Source organism: Antribacter gilvus (genome assembly GCF_003946865.1).
Classification (GTDB): domain Bacteria; phylum Actinomycetota; class Actinomycetes; order Actinomycetales; family Cellulomonadaceae; genus Antribacter; species Antribacter gilvus.
On sequence record NZ_QXTH01000006.1, the window covers coordinates 102,923 to 124,400 of the forward strand.

The following is a 21,478-nucleotide window of genomic DNA, read 5'->3' on the forward strand; positions in this document are numbered from 1 at the left end:
CACGACTGGAGACACCATGCAAGAGACCGGCCAGCGCAACAACCGTCGAGCGATGATCGTGGTGCTCCTTGTCCCGAGCATCTTCGCGCTGGCGGTGGTCTTCGGGATCATCTGGGCCGCGCGGGGACTGCCCGCGGCCGTCACCACCCTCGTGGTCGCGCTGCTGGGCGCGGCGGCAGTCACCACGGTGGTCGTCCTCGTCAAGCAGGCCCGGGTGGGTCGCCTCGTCGCGCGCGTGACGGCCGCCCGGCCCGACGCCGCGGTGGTGGTCGCCGTCGCGAGCGAGATGCGCGACGCCGCACGCCGCGTCGGCAAGCCGGCCCGCCACCTGCCCGCCGCGGGGTCCGAGCACATCGTCGTGAGCATCGACCCGCACCAGGTCGAGCTCTGGGTCAGCCGGCGCGCAGAACCGGTGCTGACGGTGCAGCGCGTCCCGGGCGGGGTCTCGGTCGTGGACCGGGTGGCGTCCGGCGCCCCTCAGCCCACGCTCGTGATCGCCGACGGCGCGTGCGAGCTCGCCGTGCTCCCCATCGTGCTGCCGGTCTGGCGGGTGTCGAGGTCGCACGCCCGCACCTCGATGGAGAGCGCCCTGCGCGCCCTGGGCGAGGATCCGGCGGTCCACCAGCCGGTGTGAGCCAGCCGGGCTCCGAGGGCTGCCATACTGTGGCCCCCACGACGGAGAGGACTCCGGGATGCCCCGCGAGCTGGTCGATCTCGATGCCACGTTTCGGAATGATCGTCGGAAGGCGTGGGGGAAGGTGGCGGTCGGAGCCATCGCCTTCGTCGTGGTCGTCCTGTTCGGTCAGGGAAGTATCGGCGGCCTCCTGGACGGCGATCTCACGTCCTTGTGGATCGCGCTCAGCGTGCTCGCCTTCGTGGGTCTCCTGATCCCGGTCGCCGTCGCGACCAACCGGCGGGAACACCGGTTCCGGGAGCAGTTCCGGAGCTTCCTCTCGTTGGAACGGCCACATTCCGCCTGCATCGCGGGGCCTCAGCCGGTCACCCTCGTCCGGCAGGCCCAGCAGGCAGGTGCGTCGACCGAGCTCATCGGCGGTCGCGGCCTCGTCGGCCTCACCGTCGGGGAGGAGGGCGCCGAGGTGTGGATCCCGGGCGACCTCGCTCCGCGCTGGCGGGTGCAGCGGGCCGAGGGATGGGTACGAGTCGTTCCCACCACGGTCGGGTCCGGCGGCTACAAGTACCCCTACCGGCTCCACGCGATCGAGATCTCCGACGGAACCCGCTCGGCGAGCGTCATCCCTGCGCTGCAGCCCGCGCGTGGTGCCAAGCAGAGGCCCTCGGCAGCGTTCGTGCAGGCGCTGCGCGACCTCGGCGAGGACCCCGCCGACCACCTCGTTCGCTGAGCGGACGAGCGCCGGGCTGCGGCCGCGACGGGCGCTCAGGCCTTCGGGTGCTGCTTCTGCAGCTCACGGAGGCGGCGGCCCCGACGGCGGTAGAGCGCCCCCAGCACGACGACCGCGATCGCGAGCACCGCGCCGAGCACCGCCCCCCAGGCCGTGCCGCCGCGGAAGGCGGGCGCGTCCACGTCGAGGATCCGCTCGCCGGCGTGCGCCGCCTCGTTGGTGCCGAGGACCACGGCGAGCGTGAGCAGGTTGGGGATCGCGAGCACGAGCGCGACGACCAGCCAGGTCGCCCGAATCCGCGGACCCCGTCCCGGGAGGACCGCCTGCGCGGCCGCCGCCACCGGCAGGCCCGTGAACACGGCCCCGATCATCAGGCCCCACCACGCACCCGCGGAGAACGAGCCGTCCACAGCGTTGCCGATCACCTGCGCCCACCAGCGCGGCAGGAACGCCGCGAGGAGAAGCACCAGGAGCCACGCGAGCACCACCAGCACGAGAACCCACAGGGCACGGCGGCCCACGTGGGCCCAGTCGATCTTCTTCTTCCCCTCCTTGGCCACCATGGGGGCCACCGGGTCGACGGGGACCGGGCGGGGAGGATCCTCGAAGTGCGCCATACAGCCGATCATCAGTCGGCGGCGTGGGTCTCGCGACCGCTCGCGGGAACGGCGGAGCCCGGGCGCGGGAACGGCGGGAGCCGTGCCGGCGTTGTCTCACGTGCCGGCACCTGTCGGTGGTCAGTGGAAGGATCTATGTCATGACGGACCAGACGACGAGCACTCTCCACGCGTCGACCGAGGCGGAGCCGGCGGTCACGCCCTCGCCCACGGACCCGCTGTGGGTGGAGCGCACCGGCACCCGCACGTACCGTGGCTTCTCCGCGCGCGGCGCGCAGGTGGAGATCGGCCCAGCCTCCGCCGGCGCGGTGTTCACGCCCGGCGAGCTGCTCAAGGTCGCGCTCGCCGCGTGCGCCGGGATGAGCAGCGACGCGGCGTTCGCCCGCCGTCTGGGTGACGACTACGCGGTGACGATCCGCGTGGAGGACCCGAAGGACATTGCGGAGGACCGCTACCCGGTCCTGACGGAGAAGTTCGAGATCGACCTCTCGGTCCTGGACGACGCCGACCGCGAGCGCCTGCTGACGATCGCTCAGCGCGCGATCGACAAGGCCTGCACCGTGGCCCGCACGCTGAAGGCGAGCGCCGAGGTGCCGCCGGCCCAGTTCGGCCCGCCGGCCGAGGCGCCCGCCGCCCCGCCCGCCGGCACGCCGACCAAGGCCTGAGCACCCGACGCCTGAGCAGCACCCGACAACAGGAGGGGAAAGCCATGACGCACGACGACGCGCGCAGCAAGGACCTCGTGAACAGCGACCCGGACGCCGCCAAGGAGATCCGGGCCCGGACCGGCCCTGCGGGGCTGCTGGACAACGTGGTGGACCGGGCCGTCAGGATCCCGTCCGGTGCCGTCCGCAAGCACGTGGACCAGCTGCGGAAGCGCAACCCCAACGCCACCCCCGCGGAGATCGTGCGCATCCTGGAGAAGGAGTACCTCCGGGTCATCCAGGCGTCGGGCGGCGCGATCGGGGCAGCTGCGGCAGTGCCGGCGGTGGGTACGGCGGCCGGAATGGCCCTGTCGTCGAGCGACATCGCGACGTTCTTCGCGTCGTCGGCCGCGTTCGCGCTGGCGGTGGCCGACGTGCACGGGATCGAGGTCGAGGACGTCGCGCGGCGGCGGGCCCTGCTCCTCGCCACGGTGCTGGGCGACAAGGGCGCCCAGGACGTGGAGGACGCCGTGGGCGGCTCCGGCGTGGCCTGGGGCAAGGTGCTGCTGACGAGCATGCCGCAGACCACCCTGCGCCGGGTGAACAAGACGCTCACGAACCAGTTCATCCGCCGCCAGCTGGCGAAGCAGGGCGGTCTGCTCGTGGGCCGTGTCATCCCGTTCGGGATCGGTGCGGTCGTCGGTATCTTCGGCGCCCGGGCACTCGGCCATACGGTGATCAAGCAGTCGCGGGACGCATTCGGCCCGCCGCCTGAGCGCTTCCCCCGAATCATCGAGCAGCGCTGAGGGCAACGCGCGTAGAGTCTCCGAGGTGACCACCACCCCTGACGCCGCGGCGCTGGCCGCGGCACTTCCTGAGCTCCAGCAGGCCTATGCCGAGCTGCAGGCCAAGGGCCTGAAGCTCGACCTCACCCGAGGCAAGCCGTCGGCGGAGCAGCTCGATCTGTCCAACGCGCTCCTCACGCTCCCCGGCGAGGCCGTCACCCGCGACGACGCGGGCACGGACGTCCGGAACTACGGCGGGCTGGACGGCCTGCCGGGGCTGCGCCGGATCTTCGCCGAGCTGCTCGGCGTGCCGGTCGAGCAGCTGCTCGCCGGAGGCAACGCGTCGCTGACGCTGATGCACGACACGCTGGCGTACGCGATGCTGTTCGGCTTCCCGCAGTCACCCAGCCCGTGGTCCCGCGAGGAGACCGTCAAGTGGATCTGCCCGGTGCCGGGCTACGACCGGCACTTCGCGATCTGCGAGGCGTTCGGCATCGAGATGATCCCCGTCCCGATGACGGCGGACGGGCCCGACGCAGAGGCCGTCGCCGCCCTCGTCGCGGACGACCCGGCCATCAAGGGCATGTGGGTGGTACCCACGTACGCCAACCCGGACGGCGCCGTCGTCACGGACGACGTGGCGCGGGCGCTCGTGTCGATGCCGACCGCGGCCCCCGACTTCCGCATCGTGTGGGACAACGCGTACGCCCTGCACCACCTCACCGACGACGAGGTGACCAGCGCCGACGCCCTCGGGCTCGCGGCGGAGGCCGGGAACCCGGACCGCGTCGTCATGGTGGCGTCCACGTCCAAGGTCACCTTCGCCGGGGCGGGTGTGGCGTTCTGGGCGTCGTCGCCGGGCAACGTCGCGTGGTTCAAGGAGCACCTGGCGATCGCCTCGATCGGTCCGGACAAGGTCAACCACCTGCGGCACCAGCTGTTCTTCGGCGACGCGGAGGGCGTGCGCGCGCACATGCGCAAGCACCGCGAGATCCTCGCGCCCAAGTTCGCAGCCGTCATCGACATCCTGACGGACCGGCTCGGCAAGTACGGCGTCGGGTCGTGGACCTCGCCCAAGGGCGGCTACTTCGTCACGCTGACGGTGGTGCCGGGAACGGCGTCACGCGTGGTGGAGCTGGCCAAGGCGGCCGGGATCGCCCTGACCCCGGCGGGTGCGACGTACCCGTACGGGAAGGACCCCGAGGACGCCGTCCTGCGCCTGGCGCCCACGATGCCGCCGCTGGACGAGGTCCGTACGGCCATGGACGGCGTCGCCACGTGCGTGCTCCTGGCCGCGGCGGAGGCCCACGCCTGACCCCACTTCGCTGGGTACGCAGATGGTCGCCGTTCACGCCCGAACGGCGACCATCTGCGTACCCACAGCGAGGAGAAGTCAGCGAAAGAGAGGTCAGCGCAGCAGCTCCGCGCGCTGGGCGGCGTACTCGTCCGCCCGCCAGCTCGTCATCCCGCCGACGACGATCGCCGCCGGCCGGCCGTCCTCGCCCCAGACGTACTCGACCGGCTCCCCCACGGCCCGGAACCCGGCGTGCGGCTCCGGCCGGAGCACGTCACCGTCCGGCGTGAGGGCTTCCGCACCCACCAAGGGGTCCTCGGCCCGGGGGTCGAGGAGCCACAGCCGGTCGCCCAGCAGCACCACGTCGGTCAGCCCCCAGAGCCCGGCGAACCGTCCGGTGAACCGCTCGAGCCCGGCACCACTCGAGGCGGTGGCACCGCTCGAGGCGGTGGCACCTCCCGAGGCGGGGTCGTCGCCGGGGGCGACCGGTCCGGCGTCGGGCAGCCTGCCTTCCAGGGCTGTGACGACCAGCGCGAAGAGGCCCGCCGCCAGGCCGTCTGCCGGGCCGTCCACCGCGTTGGTGAGCACCGACACCGCGACCCGGCCCGACGGGTCCCACCACGTCCGGGTGAGCTGGCCGGGGAAGCCGCCGCCGTGGCCGACCACCCGTCGGCCCTCGAGCTCACGCGCCTCGAAGCCGAGCCCGTACTCGCGGACCCGGCCGCGCGGCATCGCGATGGTGCTCTCCGTCCGCTGCACCAGCCGCTGCGAACGGGGTGACAGCAAGCTCGTGTCGCCCGCGAAGTGAGCGGCAGCCCAGGTGACGAGGTCGCGCGCCGTGGAGGTGAGGCCCGTCGCGGACGCGAGCGCCCCGGTGGGGACGTGCGCGACGGGGAGGCGGCGGTCGTCGTCGGCCGACCGCGCACTGTGGCCGGTCACCAGGCGGCCGGCGAGGGCCGGGCCGATCTCGGGATGGGTGTCGGCGAGCCCGGCGGGCGCGATGACGTCCGAGCGTAGGTGGTCGGCGTACGGGACGCCTGTCACGGCCTCGACGACGAGGCCCACCAGCCCGTAGGCGAGGTTCGAGTACTTGAAGTGCTCGCCGCGGCCGAAGACCTCGCCCTCCTTGGCGATCGTCGCGAGCAGGACGGCACGGTCCGGGAACGGCCCGCCGAGCTGCCAGAAGTCGGCGTCGCTGCCGTCGCGCCGCACCCCGCCGGTGTGGCCGAGCGCCTCCCGGACGGTGACGGCGCCGACGGGCACGCCGTCGAGCTCCGGGAGATGCGCGGCGAGCGCGTCGTCGAGGCGGAGCAGCCCCCGCTCGGCCAGGCGGAGGACCGCCGTGGCGAGGAACGTCTTGGAGTGCGACGCCGCACGGAACAGGTGGTCGGTGCGCAGCGGCTCGCCGGTCGCGACGTCCGCGACGCCGTGCGCGACGTCGAGCACCACCTCCTCCCCCACGCGGACTGCCGCCTGCACGCCCGGGAGGCGGGCGAAGGCGGCCTGCGTACCGAGCCAGTCGGCGAGGTACGGGGCTGCGGCGCGGACGAGGTCGGCGTCGGTACGGGGGTCGGGCGAGGCCATGGCGCCCATCCTGCCCGACGGCGGGTTGTGGTCACCCGCCGCACTCTGGTTCAATGCACCAACGCATTGATCCAATGGTCCGGCCGTAAGGGCCGCGAACGAGAGGGCGTCCTGATGGCCGGCGTCGGACTGCTGTACCTGTTGACCGGGCTCGCGCTGACCGTGGTCCTGGTGGTGGTCATGGTGCGCGGGCCGCGCGGCGACGGCGGTCCCGTCGCCGTCGCCCGACGGCACGAGACCCGGATCTCGGTGGCCGCGGCCTGGGGCAGCATGGCAACCGGCGCGGTGGGCAGCCTGATCGCCCAGCCCGCCTACGGCCCGGCGTCCGGCGTCCAGGAGTCGACCCTCCTACCCGCCCTCCCCGGCCTCGCCTGCCTCACGTTCTGCCTGTTCCGGGCCCTCGGCGAGCTGACGTGGCCACAGCCGAGCGGCACGGTCCGCACCGCTCCGCTCGTGCGCCGCACGGTGTCCGACGTCGGCGGGTGGCGCCTCGTCGTCCTCCTCCTGACGGTCGTCGTGGGAGTGGCGACCGTGGTGGTCTACGCACGCGGCGGCAACGACGACGGCCGCAGCATCACCATGCTCGACAACCCCCTGACCGACGCGACCGAGTCCGGCGTCGTCCAGAGCTATCCCGGCTGGGACTACGGCGTCCCGATGCTGGTCGGCCTTGCCCTCGGCCTCGCCGCCACCTTCGGTGCACTCGTCCTGGTCGTCCGCCGCAGGCCGCTCGCCGACCTCCCGACCGAGCACGACGACGCCCTCCGCCGCACCAGCGCCGATCGCGTCCTCGGCGGCGCCCAGCTCTGGCTCGGGGGCGCTGTCGCGCTGTTCCTGATGTTCGGCGGGGTCGTCCTGGACCTGGCCCATGACCGGAGCGGGCTCTCAGCGGTCTCCGGAGGCGCCGGAGTGCTGGTGGGCGTCGTGTCCGGTGCGCTCGCTCTGCTCGCCGTGCTCCCCCGCCAGTCCGCGGGCTCGAGCCCCTCGATCCCCTCGATCCGGAGAACCCGATGATGTCGATCTTCCCCCTCGCGCTCCTCGCACTGGTCCTGCTGCTCGCCGTGCTCACCGTGGTGCTGGTCGCCGCGATGCGGGTGGGCCCGCCCGAGACCGACCTCGCGACCGTCCGTGCCGCCCGACGTCACGAGACCCTCGTGTCGCTCGGCGCGGCGGCCTCGAGCCTCGCTGTCGGCATCGCGATGCTGACGGCTCCGGTCGCGTGGTCGTCGTTCGGTCCGGGGCTGTCTGCGCCCGGCGTGACGCAGGCCGTCGCGCCGTTCGCCGCAGCCGCGACCTTCGCGGCGGCGCGAGGCCTCGGCGAGCTGCGCTTCCCCCGGCCGCGCGGCGCGGTCCGCACAGCATCGCTCGCGCGTCGCACCATCATCGGCCTGGGCGGGTGGCGCCTGTGGACGTTCGCGGGCACCGCCGCGCTGGGCGCGGTCGCCCTCGTCGTGTTCGGGCTCACCGCCGCGCCGGACGGGCGCAGCGTGGAGCAGCCCGTGATCCTCCTGCCCGACGGGGGCTACACCACCGGCGCCTCCGGCCCCTACCCCGGCTGGCCGTACGGCCTCCCGATGCTGGCGGTCCTCGCGGTCGCCGTCGTCGGGACGCTCCTCGCCCTCCGCGCGGTCACCCGCCGCACGCCTCTCACCGGCGTCCCCACCCCGCACGACGACGCCCTCCGCCGCACCAGCGCCGCCCGCGTCCTGGCCGGCGCCCAGGTGTGGACCGGCGGGGGGCTCGGGGTGCTGCTGCTCTTCACGGGGCTCCGGCTCCTCGCCGCGCAGTGGCCGGTCGCGGCGGCCGTGTGCGCGATCCTCGGGCTCGCGGTCAGCCTCGGCTCCGTCGTCGTCGCCGCGCCCGCGCTGCTTGCCCGGCGCGCGGCGGCCGACGCCGCGGTGGGATCTGCGGGCGGTGGCACGGGACCCCGACCGGCGACGGGCGGTGCCTCAGCATGACCGCGACCGAGCTCCGGATCGACCTGACCTCGCCCGTCCCGGTCTACGAGCAGATCCGCGCGCAGGTGGCCGCGCTCGTCGCGGTGGGGTCGCTGCGCCAGGGGGACCGTCTGCCGGCGTCTCGCGACCTCGCCCGGGACCTCGGCGTCGCGGTCGGCACCGTGCAGCGGGCCTTCCGCGAGCTCGAGGCGAGCGGCGTGGTGGTGAGCCGCCGCCGGACCGGCACGGTCATCGCTGCGGGCACGGCGGTGGCGGGAACGGTGGCGTCGGCTGCCGCCACGGCACCGGCGACGCACGGGCTCGTCGCGCAGGCCCGCGCCCTGGTCGCCGACGCGCGGGCCGCCGGCCTGTCCGACGACGCCGTCGTGGACCTGGTCCGCGGAGCGCTCCACGCACCGTGAGGACCGGCGGCGGCGTACGCCACGCACATTGCTTCGGCAGTTCGTCGTCGGTTCGGCACTTCGAAGTGCCGAACCGACGACGAACTGCCGAAGTGATGTGCGCGCCCCGCGTGATGCGCGCACCTCAGGCGCGCGCCGCCTCCGCCGGGTCCGTCTCCGCGCAGTTCCGGTTGACCACCAGCACGGGGCACGCCGAGTGGTGCAGCACCGCCTGGCTGGTGGAGCCCAGCAGCAGCCCCCGGAACCCGCCGCGCCCGCGCGAGCCCACCACGATCATGTCGGCCGCCGAGGAGAACTCCGTGAGGAGCTCCGCGCCGGTCCCGTCGAGCACGATCCGCCGGATCACCATGCCCGGGTTCTCCGCCTCGTAGCGGTCGATGATGACGTCGAGGCCGGCCTTGATGTCGGCCAGCACCTGCTCGTGGTCGATGTTCGAGGGCAGCCACGCCAGCAGCCCCGCGCCGGACCCCACGGGAACGCCCGCGACGGCCGTCAGCTCCGAGTCCCAGGCCTTGGCCTGGGCGATCGCGTGCCGCAGCGCCACCTCGGCCTGCGGGGACCCGTCGACGCCGACGACGATCCGGCGCACGTCGCGCACGGCGCTCCACTGCCCGGGGCCGCCGGCCTCGCCGGCCGTTGCCCCGCGCTCAGGACTGTCGACGCGGTCCCCTGCCCCCGGCCGCTGGGCCGCCCGCTCAGCCGCGGCTGCCGCCTGCTGCGCGGCGGCCTGCTCGGACCCCGGCGGCGCCCACGCGCCGCGTCCCTGGGTCTCCCGGAGCGGGACCACCACGACCGGGCAGTGCGCGTGCGCGGGGAGTGCGGACGAGACGGTGCCGAGCAGCCGCTCGGTGAAGCCACCTCGGCCGCGCGTGCCGACCACGGCGAAGCCGTAGTCGCGCGACAGCTCGACGAGCACCCCCGCGGCATCACCGGTCGCCACGGCGGTGGTCACCCGGACACCGCAGCCGGCCACCCGGGCCTCCGCCTCGGCGAGTACCGCGCGGGCGCCTTCCTGGATGGTGCTGTCGTCGAGGGCGGCATACCCGCCGTCGAGCGAGGCCGCGGTGAACGACGGCAGCGAATAGCTGCACACGATGTGCAGCGCCCATCCGACGCGGCGCGCGTACGCGGCCGCCCAGTCCAACGCGTGCAGGCTCGCCTCCGAGCCGTCGACCCCGACCAGCACGACCTCGGGTCGCTTCATCGCACGCCTCCCACGTCTCCCTGGAGTGATGGCCCCCAGGCTACTCGTCCGGCCGGGGCGCGGCAGGAGAGCAACGCGGGAAGGCCGGACGCACGACGCCCCGGTCCATGGGATGGACCGGGGCGTCGGTGGCGGTAGCTGTGGCTGGAGGGCTCAGTACCGGATGAATTGGGGCGCGCTCATCCAGATCGAACGGAACTGGATGGTCTTGCCCGGGCGGGGCGCGTCGATCATCGTGTTACCGCCGGCGTAGATGCCGATGTGGCCCGGCTGGTAGATGAGGTCGCCCGGCTGCGCGTTCGCGCGGGAGATCCGGGTGCCGCCCGCAGCCTGCGCGGACGACGTGCGCGGGAGGCTGATGCCGGCCTGCGCGTAGACGTAGGAGGTGAACCCCGAGCAGTCGAACCCCGACGGCGTGGTGCCGCCCGAGACGTACGGGACACCCACGTAACGGGCCGCGATCGAGATGATCGTGGAACCGTTGGCCGACGCCGGGACAGCCGCGCCGATCGTGGAAGAGCCCGAGGTGGTGCCCGACGAGGTCGAGGAACGGGACGTGGTGGTTGCCCGGACGGGCTCCGGCTCCGGCTCAGGAGCCGGCGTCACCGAGATGACTGCCTGCTCCACCGAGAGATCGGCGTCCGCGGCCACTGCGACCACCGGAGCAGCCGCGAGAGCGGTGCGGGCCTGCTGCGTCAGAGCAGACAGGTCCACCGTGCTCAGCTTGGCTGCGTCGTTGGCGACGGGAGCGGCCTGGGCGGCCATGGCGCCGCCGAAGGTCGAGACGAGGAGCCCAGCCCCGGCTGCGACGACGGCTGCATTGCGGCCGACGTTCGGGTTCTGTGCGAGCCCAGCTACAGGTCGGCGCGCTGCACGATGGCGAGCGCGAGACGTACGTGCGGTCACGTGGTACCTCTCCTTGTACGCCTACGAGGTCAGCTGTCGGGTTCGGGTGGGAGAAAGCACCCGGCCGAGCGACCCGAGAGTCCGCCCGACTTCACCCCAAGGACGCACCCTGGCGCCCAAAGTGGGTCCCCCGCCTCTGTCATGCGGGTCGTGGTGGCCCCGGCCGGTGACAGAGTTCGGCGTCCGTCCGAGGGCTCCGGTGGATTAACTCCTCGGAGCGGTTCTGAACGTACCGGATGCCCGGATGAATGTCACGTTCACGTCACGAAGGCGACCTGTCGGATAACTGGAGATGACAGAGAACCGCCTCCGTGCTGCAGCACGGAGGCGGTTCCCCAAGAAGTGGCGTGCCAGGTCAGGAAGCTGCCACGAACAGGTGCCGGGCCAGGTCCTCGGGCAGGTCGAGCACGAGCGGATCACCTGCGACGGCCTCCGCCGGCACGTCCGCGGACACCGTGTAGACGCCGTTCTCGTGGGTGGCGACGATGCGGGCCCCGGGCACAAGACCGGCGTCGGCCAGCCGGGCCAGCAGGTCGACGTCCGTCTGGAGCGGCTCGGCGATCCGCGTCAGCGACGCCGAGACGGGTCCGCGGACGCCCTTCTTCACGGCAGCCTCGAAGACCGCAGGCAGCGACGCGACCCCCGCGAGGAAGGGGACGTCGGTGAAGTCCTCCCCGAGCTCCGACAGGCCGGGGATCGGGTTGCCGTAGGGGTCGTGGTGCGGGTGGTCGAGCAGGCCCACCAGGCGCCGCTCCACCTGCTCGCTCATCACGTGCTCCCAGCGGCACGCCTCGACGTGCACGTGCTCCCAGTCGAGCTTGATCACGTCCGTCAGCAGGCGCTCGGCAAGACGGTGCTTGCGCATGACGCGCATCGCCTTCTCCTGGCCCGCCTCCGTGAGCTCGAGGTGGCGGTCCCCGGTGACGACGAGCAACCCGTCGCGCTCCATGCGCGCGACCGTCTGCGACACCGTGGGGCCCGAGTGCCCCAGCCGCTCCGCGATCCGGGCGCGCAGCGGCGTGATGCCCTCCTCGTCCAGCTCGTAGATCGTCTTGAGGTACATCTCGGTGGTGTCGATCAGGTCGGTCACGTCCACTCCCGTTCTCGCCGGCTCTGCGGGCCCCGCCGTCGGCGGCGGGCCGTCTCGGCGGACGACCCGGCACACCGGCTCGCCGGCCCTCGTCCTAGTCTAGGTGGGGGCGCCGACATGGCCCCTCACCCCGCCGTACGCGTCCCCCGGAGCCCGCCATGCCGTTGACCATCCCTACCGACCTGCTGCCTGCGGACGGCCGGTTCGGATCCGGCCCGTCGAAGGTGCGGCCCGCCCAGGTGCAGGCCCTGGTGGACCACGCCGACGTCCTGGGCACCTCGCACCGCCAGCCGCCCGTGAAGGACCTCGTCCGCCGCATCCGCACCGGCCTGGCCGAGCTGCTCCACCTTCCCGACGGCTACGAGGTGGCCCTGGGCAACGGCGGCTCCACCGCGTTCTGGGACATCGCCACCCTCTGCCTCGTGGAGCGCCGGGCGCAGCACGCCTCGTTCGGCGAGTTCGGGGCCAAGTTCGCCACGGCCACCTCGCGCGCGCCCTTCCTGGAGCCCTCTCAGGTGATCCGGGCGGAGCCTGGCACGGTGGCGTACCTCGAGCCGTCCGACGACGTGGACGTCTGGGCCACGCCCCACAACGAGACGTCGACTGGCGCGATGGCCCCGGTCCGCCGGCCCGTGCCCCGCGCGGCCGCGGGCGCAGCAGGCGCGGGCAGGGGCAGCGCGGGCACGGGCGAGGGCCCGCTCCTCGTCGTCGACGCCACCTCCGGCGCGGGCGCGCTGCCCGTCGACCTGGCGGAGACGGACGTCTACTACTTCGCCCCCCAGAAGGTCTTCGCGGCCGACGGCGGCCTGTGGCTGGCAGTCCTGTCGCCCGACGCCGTGGCTCGGGCAGCCCGGATCGAGAGCAGCGGCCGCTGGGTGCCGGAGTTCCTGTCGCTCACCACGGCCCTGGAGAACTCACGCGCGGACCAGACCCTCAACACCCCGGCGGTCGCCACCCTGGTGCTGCTGGCCGACCAGGTGGAGTGGCTGCTGGCGCAGGGCGGGCTGGACTGGGCGGTGAAGCGGTCGGCCGCCTCGGCGGAGATCCTCTACTCGTGGGCGGAGGCCCGCGAGTGGGCGACGCCGTTCGTGGCGGACCCGGCGGAGCGGTCCACGGTGGTCGGCACCATCGACCTCGACCCGTCGATCGACGCGAAGGCCGTGGTCGCGACCCTGCGGGAGAACGGTGTGCGGGACGTCTTCCCCTACCGCAAGCTGGGACGGAATCAGCTCCGGGTGGGCATGTTCCCGGCGGTGGAGCCGGACGACGTCGCGGCTCTTACTTCATCCGTCGATTGGATCCAAAATCATCTAAGATGACCCCCGGCGCGCGAATGCACACGGCGAGGCGTGTCCATCTTAACACAAATTGGGGGATTTGTGATCGACCACTTCTCGCAGGGCCTGTTGACTCCGGCTCTCTCGTTCGCGCTCTCGTGCATCGGCTGCGCCGCAGGGCTCTCCGCCACCGCCCGGGCCCGGGTCTCCGCAGGCAGGCAGAGGTCGGTCTGGCTGATCCTCGGCGCGATCGCCATCGGCGGCACCGGGATCTGGGTCATGCACTTCGTCGCGATGCTGGGCTTCGCGATCACCGGTGCCGAGATCACCTACGACATCCCCCTGACTCTGGCCAGCGCGGTGCTCGCCGTCGTCGTGGTCGGCGTGGGGCTGTTCATCGTGGACCGGGGCCGGTCCCGCACGCCGCACGTCCTCGCGGGCGGCGCGGTCGCAGGCCTCGGCGTCACCGGCATGCACTACCTGGGCATGGCCGCCATGCACGCGGAGGTGGCGATCGAGTACGACCCGCTCCTCGTGGCGCTGTCCGTGGTCATCGCCCTCGTCGCCGCGTCCGTGGGCCTCTGGCTCGCCGTCAACGTCCGGGGCGTGCTCGCCGCCGCCGCGTCCACCGTGGTCATGGGCATCGCCGTCTCCGGCATGCACTACACCGGCATGTCGGCCATGAGCGCCCACCACGAGGCCGGCACGCCCATCCCGGTGCCGACGGTCGGCGTCGCTGCCGACGAGCTGCTCCTGCCGCTCATCGCGGCACTCACGGTCAGCACGCTGCTCCTCGTCGTCGTCGTCACCATCTGGCCCAGCGCGGGCGAGATGCGGACGCAGGCACAGTTCGAGGAGTGGAAGGCCCGCCAGCAGGAGATCCAGCGCGTCGCCCTCGAGCAGCGCAGCAAGCAGGCCGGTCCGTTCGACTTCAGGACCCGCTCGTCCGACTCCTTCGAGCGCCGCGACTGACACCGGCGCCCCCGTACCAGCACACGGGTGAACCGCTGCGCATCACAACCGTAATCTAACCCAAACGGCCGAGTCATGGCTGAATGTTCCCGTTCGGGCGGGTGATTATGATGTTGCTCCGTATTGTCCGCCTGGCGAACGCTCTGTAGCGTGACCGGATCCCGGCGGCCAGACGGCCCCGGCGACCCAAGAACCCGGCGACCGTAAGCCACACGGCGTCGGTCCTACGTCTGGTACTTCGAGGGGCTTTCTGCGATGCCAGTGATCGACCATTTTACCTACGGGATCATCACGCCCCTTCTGGCGTATGCCCTCTCGTGCACCGGGGCGGCTACCGCCCTGTCCTGCACCTCACGCGCCCGGGCGGCGACCGGAGTCGGTCGTTCGATCTGGCTCGTTCTCGGCGCCGTCGCTCTCGGCGGGACCGGCATCTGGGTGATGCACTTCATCGGCATGCTCGGTTTCGGCGCCGTCGGCGTCACCATCCGGTATGACGTCCCGCTCACCCTCCTCAGCGCGCTCGTCGCCGTGGTCGTCGTCGGCGCGGGTCTCTTCATCGTCGACATGGGCAAGGGGCGAACGCCCGCCATCGTGGTCGGCGGGGTCCTCGCCGGCACCGGCGTGGCGGCGATGCACTACATGGGCATGGCGGCGATGCAGATGTCTGCCGACGTGCAGTACAGCGTCCCCTACGTGATCGCGTCCATCGCGATCGCCGTGGTGGCCGCCACCGCAGCACTCTGGTGCACGGTGAACATCCGCGGCATCGTCGCCACGATCATCGCCACGGCCGTCATGGGCCTGGCCGTGTGCGGCATGCACTTCACCGGCATGGCCGGCATCTCGCTCACGAACCCGTCCGAGACCATCCCGCTCGGCGCAAGCACCACCGAGCTGCTGGTCCCGCTCGTCATGGGCGTGTCCGTGGTGACGTTCATGCTCATCCTCGTCATCGGCCTCTGGCCCACGGAGGCCGAGATCCGCGCCCAGGCGGAGTTCGAGGCCAAGCTCCAGCAGCGCAAGTTCGAGCGCAAGCAGTTCGAGCGGGTGCAGTTCGAGCGCCTGCAGAACGACCGGGTCCGCCAGTCCCAGTCTGGCTGACCCCCAGCGTCACGACGATGCCCGACGCCGGGCTGGTCGCCTTCCGCGGAAGGCGACCAGTCCGGCGTCGGGCATCGTCGTGCTACGCCGCGAGGATCGCGTCCTCCTGTGCCGGCTGGTCGAGGTAGACCACCCGGAGGCCCGGACGGGGGCGGAGCTGGTACCGGACCCGCACGTGCCAGCGCCTGCTCGCCCAGATCGTCGCGCCGGTGGCGACGAGGACCGTGGCGACCGAGCCCACGAGCACGGCCCAGCGCGGGCCGTACGTCTCCCCCACCCAGCCCACGACGGGCGACCCGAGGGGCGTCGCGCCGAGCAGGACCATCATGTAGAGCGACATGACGCGGCCGCGCACCTCCGGGTCGACGGAGAGCTGGATGGCCGCGTTCGCGGCGGTGAGCATGGTCAGCGACGCGAGCCCCACCGGGATGCACATGATCAGGTAGCCGAGGAACGTGGGCATGACCGCCTGGACGGCGGTGGCCGCGGCGAAGGCGAAGGCCGCACCCAGGACGAGCCGCACGCGCGGCCGCTCCCGCCGGGCGGCGAGCAGGGCTCCCGCGAGCGAGCCGATCGCGAGGACCGAGCCGAGGATGCCGTACTCGCTCGCGCCACGGCCGAACTCGATGCGCGCCATCATGGCCGACGTCAGCTGGAAGTTGAGCCCGAACGTCGAGACCACGCCCATCACGACCATGATCACGAGGATGTCGCTGCGCCCTCGGACGTACGCCACCCCCTCGCGGATCCGGCCCTTGGCTGCGGCCATGCGCGGCGCCGGCGTCAGGCCGCGCATCCGGGCCAGTGCAAGGATCACCGCGCCGAACGTGACGCCGTTGATGACGAACACCCACCCGGCTCCCACGGCCGCGATGAGCAGGCCTGCCACACCGGGACCGATGAGGCGCGCGGCGTTGAACGACGTCGCGTTGAGGCCCACCGCGTTCGCGAGGCCGCTCGTGGGGACGAGCTCGGCGACGAACGTCTGGCGGGCGGGGCTGTCGAGCGCGGAGACGACGCCGAGCAGCGTCGCGAACACGTAGACGTGCCAGAGCTGCGCGTGGCCGGAGAGGTGGAGAGCACCGAGCCCGAGCCCGAGCACGCCCATGGCGCCCTGCGTGGCCATCAGGAGCTTGCGGCGGTCCACGCGGTCGGCGAGCACGCCGGCCCAGGGCGACAGCAGCAGCGCCGGCCCGAACTGGAGTGCCGTGACGATGCCGACGGCCACGCCGGACTCGTGGGTGAGCTCGGTCAGGACGACCCAGTCCTGCGCCACGCGCTGCATCCACGTGCCGATGTTGGCGACGAGGGCCGAGGCGAACCAGATGCGGTAGTTGGGATATCGAAGGCTGGAGAACGTACTGCTCATCGTGCGGCGATCCGGCTCAACAGCTCGCCGGCGCGAGCCAGGACGTCGAGCTCCTCCTCGGTCAGGGTGGAGAGCTGCTGGGTGAGCCAGGCGTCGCGGCGACGACGGGTGACCTCGACCTCCTTGATGCCCGCGGGGGTGAGGCGCACCACGACCTGGCGCTTGTCCGTCGCGTGCTCGACCTTCTCGACCAGGCCGATCTCCGCGAGGGCGTTCACGGCGCGCGTCATCGACGGCGGACGCACGCGCTCGTGCTCGGCGAGGGAACCGGGCGACATCTCCCCGTGCTTGTGCAGCACGGTGAGCACGCCGAACTGCCCCTCCGGCAGGTCCGCCTCACCGCGCTGGGCGCGCAGACGGCGCGAGATCCGGACGAGGGCGACCCGGAGGTCGCCACCGAGGGTCGCGGGGGTGCGGGGGGCGGCGGTTCCGGTTCCTGTCACGCTAATTAGCGTAGGTCATTACCTCTGGTAATGAAATGACCTGTGCGTGAGATCACGCGCTACCGGACGGTGTCCCCCAGCACGACGAGCTGGTCGGCGTGGTCCTGGACGTACTGGGCCACCGAGTCGTCGGCCACCGCCGCCATCAGCGGGTCGAGCGTGGCCCGGTCGAGCACCACGATGGACTGCGCCCCGTCGGGGCTGCGGCCGGTCCCCGAGTGGGGTGCGGTCAGGAACGTGACGTCGCCGACGCCCAGCCCCATCGAGCCGACGGCGATCTCCTGCATGCGCCACAGCGTCAGCGTCTCGTCGACCGCGACGGACCGGGCGACGGCCTGGACCAGGTTGTTCATGGCTCCGACGTCGCCCCGGGTGTCCGCGGCCTTGGCCATGATGGCGCGCATCCAGTTCTGCTGGCGCTGCACGCGCCCGAAGTCGCCGTTCGGCAGGCCGTACCGCTCGCGGGCGTAGGCGAGCGCCTCCTCCCCCGTCATGGTGTGGACGCCCGCCTCGAGGACGTCGCCGCCCGTGGTGGTCGTTGCCTCCGGGACGGCGATCTCCACCCCGCGGACGGCGTCGGTCAAGGTCTGGAACGAGACGAAGTCGGTGACCGCGAAGTGGTCGATCCGGACGCCGGTGAGCTGCTCCACGGTCTGGATCATCAGCGTGGGACCGCCGTACGAGAACGCCGCGTTGATCTTGCCCTCGCCGTGGCCGGGGATCGCTACCCACGAGTCCCGGGGGAAGGAGATCACCTGGGCGGACTGCCGGTCGGCCGAGAGGTGGAGCAGCATGATCGCGTCGGTGCGCTGCGCCCCTGCCTCCCACTGGCGGGGGTCGCCGGCGGAGATCCGGCTGTCGGAGCCGAGGATGAGGAAGTTGAGGGGTTCGGCGGCCACGGCCGGGTCCACGGGCGCCGGGCTGGGCCGCGTGGCCTCGTCCAAGGCCTCGAACGGGTCGTCGATGCGTTCGAGGCCGGCCTCCAGCGACCGCTGGAGCATCCACACCGCGCCCGCACCGCCGCCCACCACGAGGGCGAGCGACAGGGCGACGACGAGCCAGGCACGGGGCCGACGCCGGCCCGGCCGACCGGACCGGCCGTGCCGGACCGGGCTGGAACCCGGCGCGGAACCGAGCAGGTCGTTGATCGGATCGGTGCCTGGCATGCGCGGATCGTACTGCGCCCGCTCTCGCCGCTGACAGCGCGCGAGCGGGTGGAACCCAGGCCTGCTCAGAGACCCAGCGCGCCCTTGATGGGCCCCATGAGGAAGTAGACGACGAACATCGCCGCCGCCACCCACAGCAGCGGGTGCACCTTCGACGCCTTCCCCACGGCCACCTTGAGGAGCACGAACGAGATCACTCCGGCTCCGATGCCCACGGTGATGGAGTAGGCGAACGGCATCAGCACGATCGTGAGGAAGGCGGGGATCGCCACCTCGAGGTTGGTCCAGTCGATCCCGGTGATCTGCACCACCATGAGGAAACCGACCACGACGAGCGCCGGCGTCGCGGCCTCGTTGGGGACCATCTCCACGAGGGGCGTGAGGAACGTGGCGAGCAGGAACGCCACGCCCGTCGTGACCGACGCCAGCCCGGTGCGCGCGCCGTCACCGACACCGGACGCCGACTCCACGTACGCCGTGTTCGACGACACCGACCCGGCCCCGCCGGCGACCGCCGCGAGGGAGTCCACCACCAGGATCTGCTGGGTGCGGGGCGGGTTGCCCTCCTTGTCGAGCAGGCCCGCCTCGCCACCGATGGCGACCATCGTGCCCATCGTGTCGAAGAAGTCGGCGAGGAGGAGCGTGAACACGAGGAGGATGACGGCGACCGCGCCGATCTTCTCGAACGACCCGAAGAGCGAGAACTGGCCGAGCAGCGAGAAGTCCGGGGCGGCCACCACCTGGCCGGGCAGCGCCGGCACGTTGAGCCCCCAGCCGCCCGGGTTCTCGTCGGTCCGCGCGCCCACACCCGCCACTGCCTCGATGATCACGGCGAGCACGGTCGCCACGATGATCGCGATGAGGATCGCGCCCCGCACCCGCCGGATCATCAGGACCGCGGCGAGCAGCAGACCGACCGCGAACACCAGCAGCGGCCAGGACCCGAGCGACCCGCTGATGCCCAGCTCCACCGGGGTGGCCATCGACTCCGGGATCCGCACGAAGCCCGCGTCCACCAGACCGATGAACGCGATGAACAGGCCGATGCCCACGCTGATCGCGACCTTGAGCTCGCGTGGCACCGCCCGGAACACGGCCTCCCGGAAGCCCGTGAGGACCAGCACGAGGATGACGAGACCTTCCAGCACCACGATGCCCATGGCGTCGGGCCAGGTCATGCCGGGCAGCGCGGCGACGCTGAACGCGACCACCGCGTTGAGGCCGAGCCCGGCCGCGAGCGCCAGCGGGAAGTTGGCGATCACGCCCATGAGGATCGACATCACGCCCGCGACGAGGGCGGTGGCCGCCGCGACGGCCGCGAGGTTGGGCTCGCTGCCGCCACCGAGGAAGCTGCCCTCGAACCCGTCGTCCTGCACCGTGCCGATGATCAGCGGGTTCAGCACGATGATGTAGCTCATCGTGAAGAAGGTGACCAGCCCGCCGCGGACCTCGGTGGTGACGCTGGAGCCCCGCTCGGTGATGTGGAAGAACCTGTCGACCGCGGACCGGTCCGCGACGTCCTGGGTGTTCGCGTTCGCCATGCTCCGATCTTCGGTGGGGAGCGGCGATCCCGCCTTTCAGCCGCCGAGGAAGACGTGGCTGCAGACGAACCGTGGGGCCGGGTCGGCGCCGCCGTCCCGCGTGCACGCGATCGCCCCGGAGGCGAACTCCGGCTTGACGATGTTCGCGTGGTGCCCGGGTGACGCCATCCACGCCTCGACCACGTCCTCGGGCGGGCTCTCGCCCCGCGACAGGTTCTCTCCCGCCAGCCCCACCCCGCACGAGCCGAGAACGCCTCCGAGCGGCGCGTGCTCCAGCTCCGGGGCCCCCACGAGCGCGTCGGCGCGGCTCTGCGCCTGCTCGGCGGCGCACCCGTCGTGCGCCAGGGCCGGCAGGCCTGCGGCCTCCCGCTGGTCGTTGACGAGCCCTTCGAGCACGGCGGCATACCCCGCCGGGTCGGCAAGGTCGCCCTCCGCGCCGCCGCCCTCCGCGCCGCCCGACGCCGGAGCGGTCGCCTCGGGCGCGGGGGTGGCGGCGGGTGGGGGGCTGGGTGTGGCGGAAGGTGCCCCGTCGGGCGAGCTCGTCACCCAGGTGCCCGGTACCTCGAGGGAGCACGCCCCGAGGCCTACGACGATCGTCCCGGCGAGAAGGAGGGTGCGGATACGCGGGGCCACGTGACGATCCGACACGCATCGGCGCAGACCCGCAACCGCGCTCCGGTCGCACCGGGCAGCCTCGCTTCCTAGGGTTGCTGCGTCACCCCGCCCGGCGAGCAGCAGACCAGAGGAGAACGTCCATGCGGAAGATCCCTCGGTGCGTGATCCACATCGGCGCCGAGAAGACGGGAACCACGGCTGTTCAGGCGTCGCTGCGCCGGTGTCGCGACGTGCTCGCCGCGTCGGGCGTCCTCTACTCGCGCAGCCTCACGTACCGGGACAGCGTGAGTCACCAGCTGGCGGCCACGACGTCGATGGACCCCGGTCGCGTCGACGACCTGCGGCAGAACCTCGGGCTGCTGACCGCACAGTCGGTCGAGCGGCACCGGCGAGAGGTGGCCGCTGAGCTCCGCGAGGAGGTCGGCGGAGCGGTCGGTGCGACGACGTTCCTCATCAGCAGCGAGCACCTGCACAGCAGGCTCGTCACGCCGGCGGAGGTCGTCAGGCTGCGCGAGCTTCTCGACGGGTTGTTCGACGAGATCGAGGTCCTGGTGTACCTCCGGCCTCAGCACGAGGTCGCACTCAGCCTGTACAGCACCCGCCTCAAGGTGGGACTGCCGCACGTCGCTCCTTTGAGCGAGGAGGCGGCCGAACCCGGCTACTTCGACTATGGCGGTCTCGTGACACGGTGGGCCGACGCCTTTGGCGCCGACAAGCTGACGGTCCGGACCTTCGAGAAAGACCGGCTCCGTGACGGGGACATCCTTGCGGACTTCCGTACGGCCGCGGCGCTTCCTCTTGCGCTCCCGCGGGTCCCTACGGGCGCGAACACGTCGCTGAGTCGTCAGGGTCTTTCTCTGCTCAGGGCGGTGAACCGGCTCGCGCCCCGCTACGTCGCCGGCCGCCCCAACCCGGTGCGTGGCCCACTGGTGCGTCTTGTCGAGCGCGCCTTCCCCGGTGGTGGGCCCGTCGCCACACGGAGCGAGGCCTTCGCGTTCTTCGAGCGCTTCGACGCGTCAAACGAAATTGTCCGAAAAATGTACTTCACCGACCGCGCCTCACTCTTTACGCCGTCCTTCTCCGAATATCCCGCGGGCGCCGAAGGAATGTAGCCGCTCCTTCCTGATGTGGTGTCGGAATACCTCTCATA

22 protein-coding genes and 1 riboswitch are annotated in these 21,478 nt (G+C 72.3%); of the genes, 12 read left to right on the forward strand and 10 right to left on the reverse strand.

Features of this window, described 5'->3' with window-relative positions:
• Positions 1 to 16 precede the first annotated feature (16 nt).
• Together D1350_RS11835 and D1350_RS11840 are read left to right on the forward strand one after the other, a co-directional pair.
• The gene (locus tag D1350_RS11835) at positions 17 to 634 is read left to right on the forward strand and encodes a hypothetical protein (RefSeq protein WP_125776205.1); all 618 of its coding nucleotides are present in this window, start codon (positions 17 to 19) and stop codon (positions 632 to 634) included.
• Positions 635 to 758: 124 nt separating this feature from the next.
• Entirely contained in the window at positions 759 to 1,361 is a 603-nt protein-coding gene (locus D1350_RS11840; protein WP_125776206.1) for a hypothetical protein, read from the forward strand.
• A gap of 35 nt (positions 1,362 to 1,396) precedes the next feature.
• On the opposite strand, the gene D1350_RS11845 is transcribed toward D1350_RS11840, so the two are convergent.
• Complete coding sequence (locus D1350_RS11845) at positions 1,397 to 1,978, reverse strand: hypothetical protein (RefSeq protein WP_125776207.1); 582 nt, start codon at positions 1,976 to 1,978, stop codon at positions 1,397 to 1,399.
• Between the two features lie 140 nt (positions 1,979 to 2,118).
• Here D1350_RS11845 and D1350_RS11850 point away from each other — a divergent pair, with 140 nt between their 5' ends.
• From D1350_RS11850 to D1350_RS11860, 3 genes are read left to right on the forward strand one after another with little or no spacing between them, the layout of a single operon-like run.
• Positions 2,119 to 2,643 carry an OsmC family protein gene (locus D1350_RS11850; RefSeq protein ID WP_125776208.1) on the forward strand — a complete coding sequence of 175 codons (525 nt, stop codon included), beginning with the start codon at positions 2,119 to 2,121 and terminating at the stop codon, positions 2,641 to 2,643.
• A 44-nt stretch (positions 2,644 to 2,687) separates the two neighbouring features.
• Positions 2,688 to 3,428 carry a hypothetical protein gene (locus tag D1350_RS11855; RefSeq protein ID WP_240644053.1) on the forward strand — a complete coding sequence of 247 codons (741 nt, stop codon included), beginning with the start codon at positions 2,688 to 2,690 and terminating at the stop codon, positions 3,426 to 3,428.
• A 25-nt stretch (positions 3,429 to 3,453) separates the two neighbouring features.
• On the forward strand, positions 3,454 to 4,722 hold the full coding sequence (locus tag D1350_RS11860) for an aspartate aminotransferase type Ic (protein ID WP_206074517.1): 1,269 nt from the start codon (positions 3,454 to 3,456) through the stop codon (positions 4,720 to 4,722).
• Between the two features lie 93 nt (positions 4,723 to 4,815).
• Here the strand turns inward: D1350_RS11860 and D1350_RS11865 are convergent, their stop codons facing one another.
• Positions 4,816 to 6,285, reverse strand: coding sequence for a serine hydrolase domain-containing protein (locus tag D1350_RS11865; protein WP_125776209.1), 1,470 nt, complete (start codon positions 6,283 to 6,285; stop codon positions 4,816 to 4,818).
• A gap of 114 nt (positions 6,286 to 6,399) precedes the next feature.
• Between D1350_RS11865 and D1350_RS11870 the strand changes: the two genes are divergently transcribed.
• The 3 genes from D1350_RS11870 to D1350_RS11880 are packed head-to-tail and all read left to right on the forward strand — an operon-like array spanning position 6,400 to position 8,644.
• Positions 6,400 to 7,299 carry a hypothetical protein gene (locus D1350_RS11870; protein ID WP_125776210.1) on the forward strand — a complete coding sequence of 300 codons (900 nt, stop codon included), beginning with the start codon at positions 6,400 to 6,402 and terminating at the stop codon, positions 7,297 to 7,299.
• Positions 7,299 to 8,243 (forward strand): hypothetical protein, encoded by a 945-nt coding sequence (locus D1350_RS11875; RefSeq protein WP_125776211.1) that lies wholly within the window; start codon positions 7,299 to 7,301, stop codon positions 8,241 to 8,243. Before D1350_RS11870 ends, D1350_RS11875 begins: the two co-directional genes overlap by 1 nt.
• The gene (locus D1350_RS11880; protein WP_125776212.1) at positions 8,240 to 8,644 is read left to right on the forward strand and encodes a GntR family transcriptional regulator; all 405 of its coding nucleotides are present in this window, start codon (positions 8,240 to 8,242) and stop codon (positions 8,642 to 8,644) included. Before D1350_RS11875 ends, D1350_RS11880 begins: the two co-directional genes overlap by 4 nt.
• Positions 8,645 to 8,768: 124 nt before the next feature.
• On the opposite strand, the gene D1350_RS11885 is transcribed toward D1350_RS11880, so the two are convergent.
• The 3 genes from D1350_RS11885 to D1350_RS11895 form a co-directional block, all read right to left on the reverse strand.
• Positions 8,769 to 9,848 carry a universal stress protein gene (locus D1350_RS11885; RefSeq protein ID WP_125776213.1) on the reverse strand — a complete coding sequence of 360 codons (1,080 nt, stop codon included), beginning with the start codon at positions 9,846 to 9,848 and terminating at the stop codon, positions 8,769 to 8,771.
• A 153-nt stretch (positions 9,849 to 10,001) separates the two neighbouring features.
• Positions 10,002 to 10,754: a C40 family peptidase gene (locus D1350_RS11890; RefSeq protein WP_125776214.1), complete on the reverse strand. Its 753-nt coding sequence runs from the start codon at positions 10,752 to 10,754 to the stop codon at positions 10,002 to 10,004.
• Between the two features lie 2 nt (positions 10,755 to 10,756).
• Positions 10,757 to 10,946, reverse strand: a riboswitch (cyclic di-AMP (ydaO/yuaA leader).
• Positions 10,947 to 11,109: 163 nt separating this feature from the next.
• Positions 11,110 to 11,844 (reverse strand): iron-dependent transcriptional repressor DtxR, encoded by a 735-nt coding sequence (locus D1350_RS11895; RefSeq protein ID WP_125776215.1) that lies wholly within the window; start codon positions 11,842 to 11,844, stop codon positions 11,110 to 11,112.
• A gap of 158 nt (positions 11,845 to 12,002) precedes the next feature.
• Between D1350_RS11895 and serC the strand changes: the two genes are divergently transcribed.
• The 3 genes from serC (at position 12,003) to D1350_RS11910 (ending at position 15,194) form a co-directional block, all read left to right on the forward strand.
• Complete coding sequence (gene serC / locus D1350_RS11900) at positions 12,003 to 13,163, forward strand: phosphoserine transaminase (RefSeq protein WP_125776216.1); 1,161 nt, start codon at positions 12,003 to 12,005, stop codon at positions 13,161 to 13,163.
• Between the two features lie 60 nt (positions 13,164 to 13,223).
• Positions 13,224 to 14,093 (forward strand): MHYT domain-containing protein, encoded by an 870-nt coding sequence (locus D1350_RS11905; RefSeq protein WP_125776217.1) that lies wholly within the window; start codon positions 13,224 to 13,226, stop codon positions 14,091 to 14,093.
• Positions 14,094 to 14,348: 255 nt separating this feature from the next.
• Positions 14,349 to 15,194, forward strand: a complete 846-nt coding sequence (locus D1350_RS11910; protein ID WP_240644054.1) for an MHYT domain-containing protein — start codon at positions 14,349 to 14,351, stop codon at positions 15,192 to 15,194.
• Positions 15,195 to 15,276: 82 nt separating this feature from the next.
• Here D1350_RS11910 and D1350_RS11915 read toward each other — a convergent pair whose 3' ends face one another.
• From D1350_RS11915 to D1350_RS11935, 5 genes are all read right to left on the reverse strand, one after another.
• Positions 15,277 to 16,563: an MFS transporter gene (locus D1350_RS11915; RefSeq protein WP_125776218.1), complete on the reverse strand. Its 1,287-nt coding sequence runs from the start codon at positions 16,561 to 16,563 to the stop codon at positions 15,277 to 15,279.
• On the reverse strand, positions 16,560 to 17,006 hold the full coding sequence (locus tag D1350_RS11920) for a MarR family winged helix-turn-helix transcriptional regulator (protein WP_164545146.1): 447 nt from the start codon (positions 17,004 to 17,006) through the stop codon (positions 16,560 to 16,562). Before D1350_RS11920 ends, D1350_RS11915 begins: the two co-directional genes overlap by 4 nt.
• Positions 17,007 to 17,065: 59 nt before the next feature.
• A complete protein-coding gene (locus D1350_RS11925) occupies positions 17,066 to 18,172 on the reverse strand; it encodes an LCP family protein (RefSeq protein ID WP_125776220.1) in 1,107 nt (368 codons plus the stop codon).
• Between the two features lie 65 nt (positions 18,173 to 18,237).
• Positions 18,238 to 19,713 (reverse strand): NCS2 family permease, encoded by a 1,476-nt coding sequence (locus D1350_RS11930; RefSeq protein ID WP_125776221.1) that lies wholly within the window; start codon positions 19,711 to 19,713, stop codon positions 18,238 to 18,240.
• 36 nt (positions 19,714 to 19,749) lie between these two features.
• The gene (locus D1350_RS11935; RefSeq protein WP_206074518.1) at positions 19,750 to 20,346 is read right to left on the reverse strand and encodes a CAP domain-containing protein; all 597 of its coding nucleotides are present in this window, start codon (positions 20,344 to 20,346) and stop codon (positions 19,750 to 19,752) included.
• A gap of 122 nt (positions 20,347 to 20,468) precedes the next feature.
• Between D1350_RS11935 and D1350_RS11940 the strand changes: the two genes are divergently transcribed.
• Positions 20,469 to 21,440 carry a hypothetical protein gene (locus D1350_RS11940; RefSeq protein ID WP_125776223.1) on the forward strand — a complete coding sequence of 324 codons (972 nt, stop codon included), beginning with the start codon at positions 20,469 to 20,471 and terminating at the stop codon, positions 21,438 to 21,440.
• Positions 21,441 to 21,478: the final 38 nt, after the last annotated feature.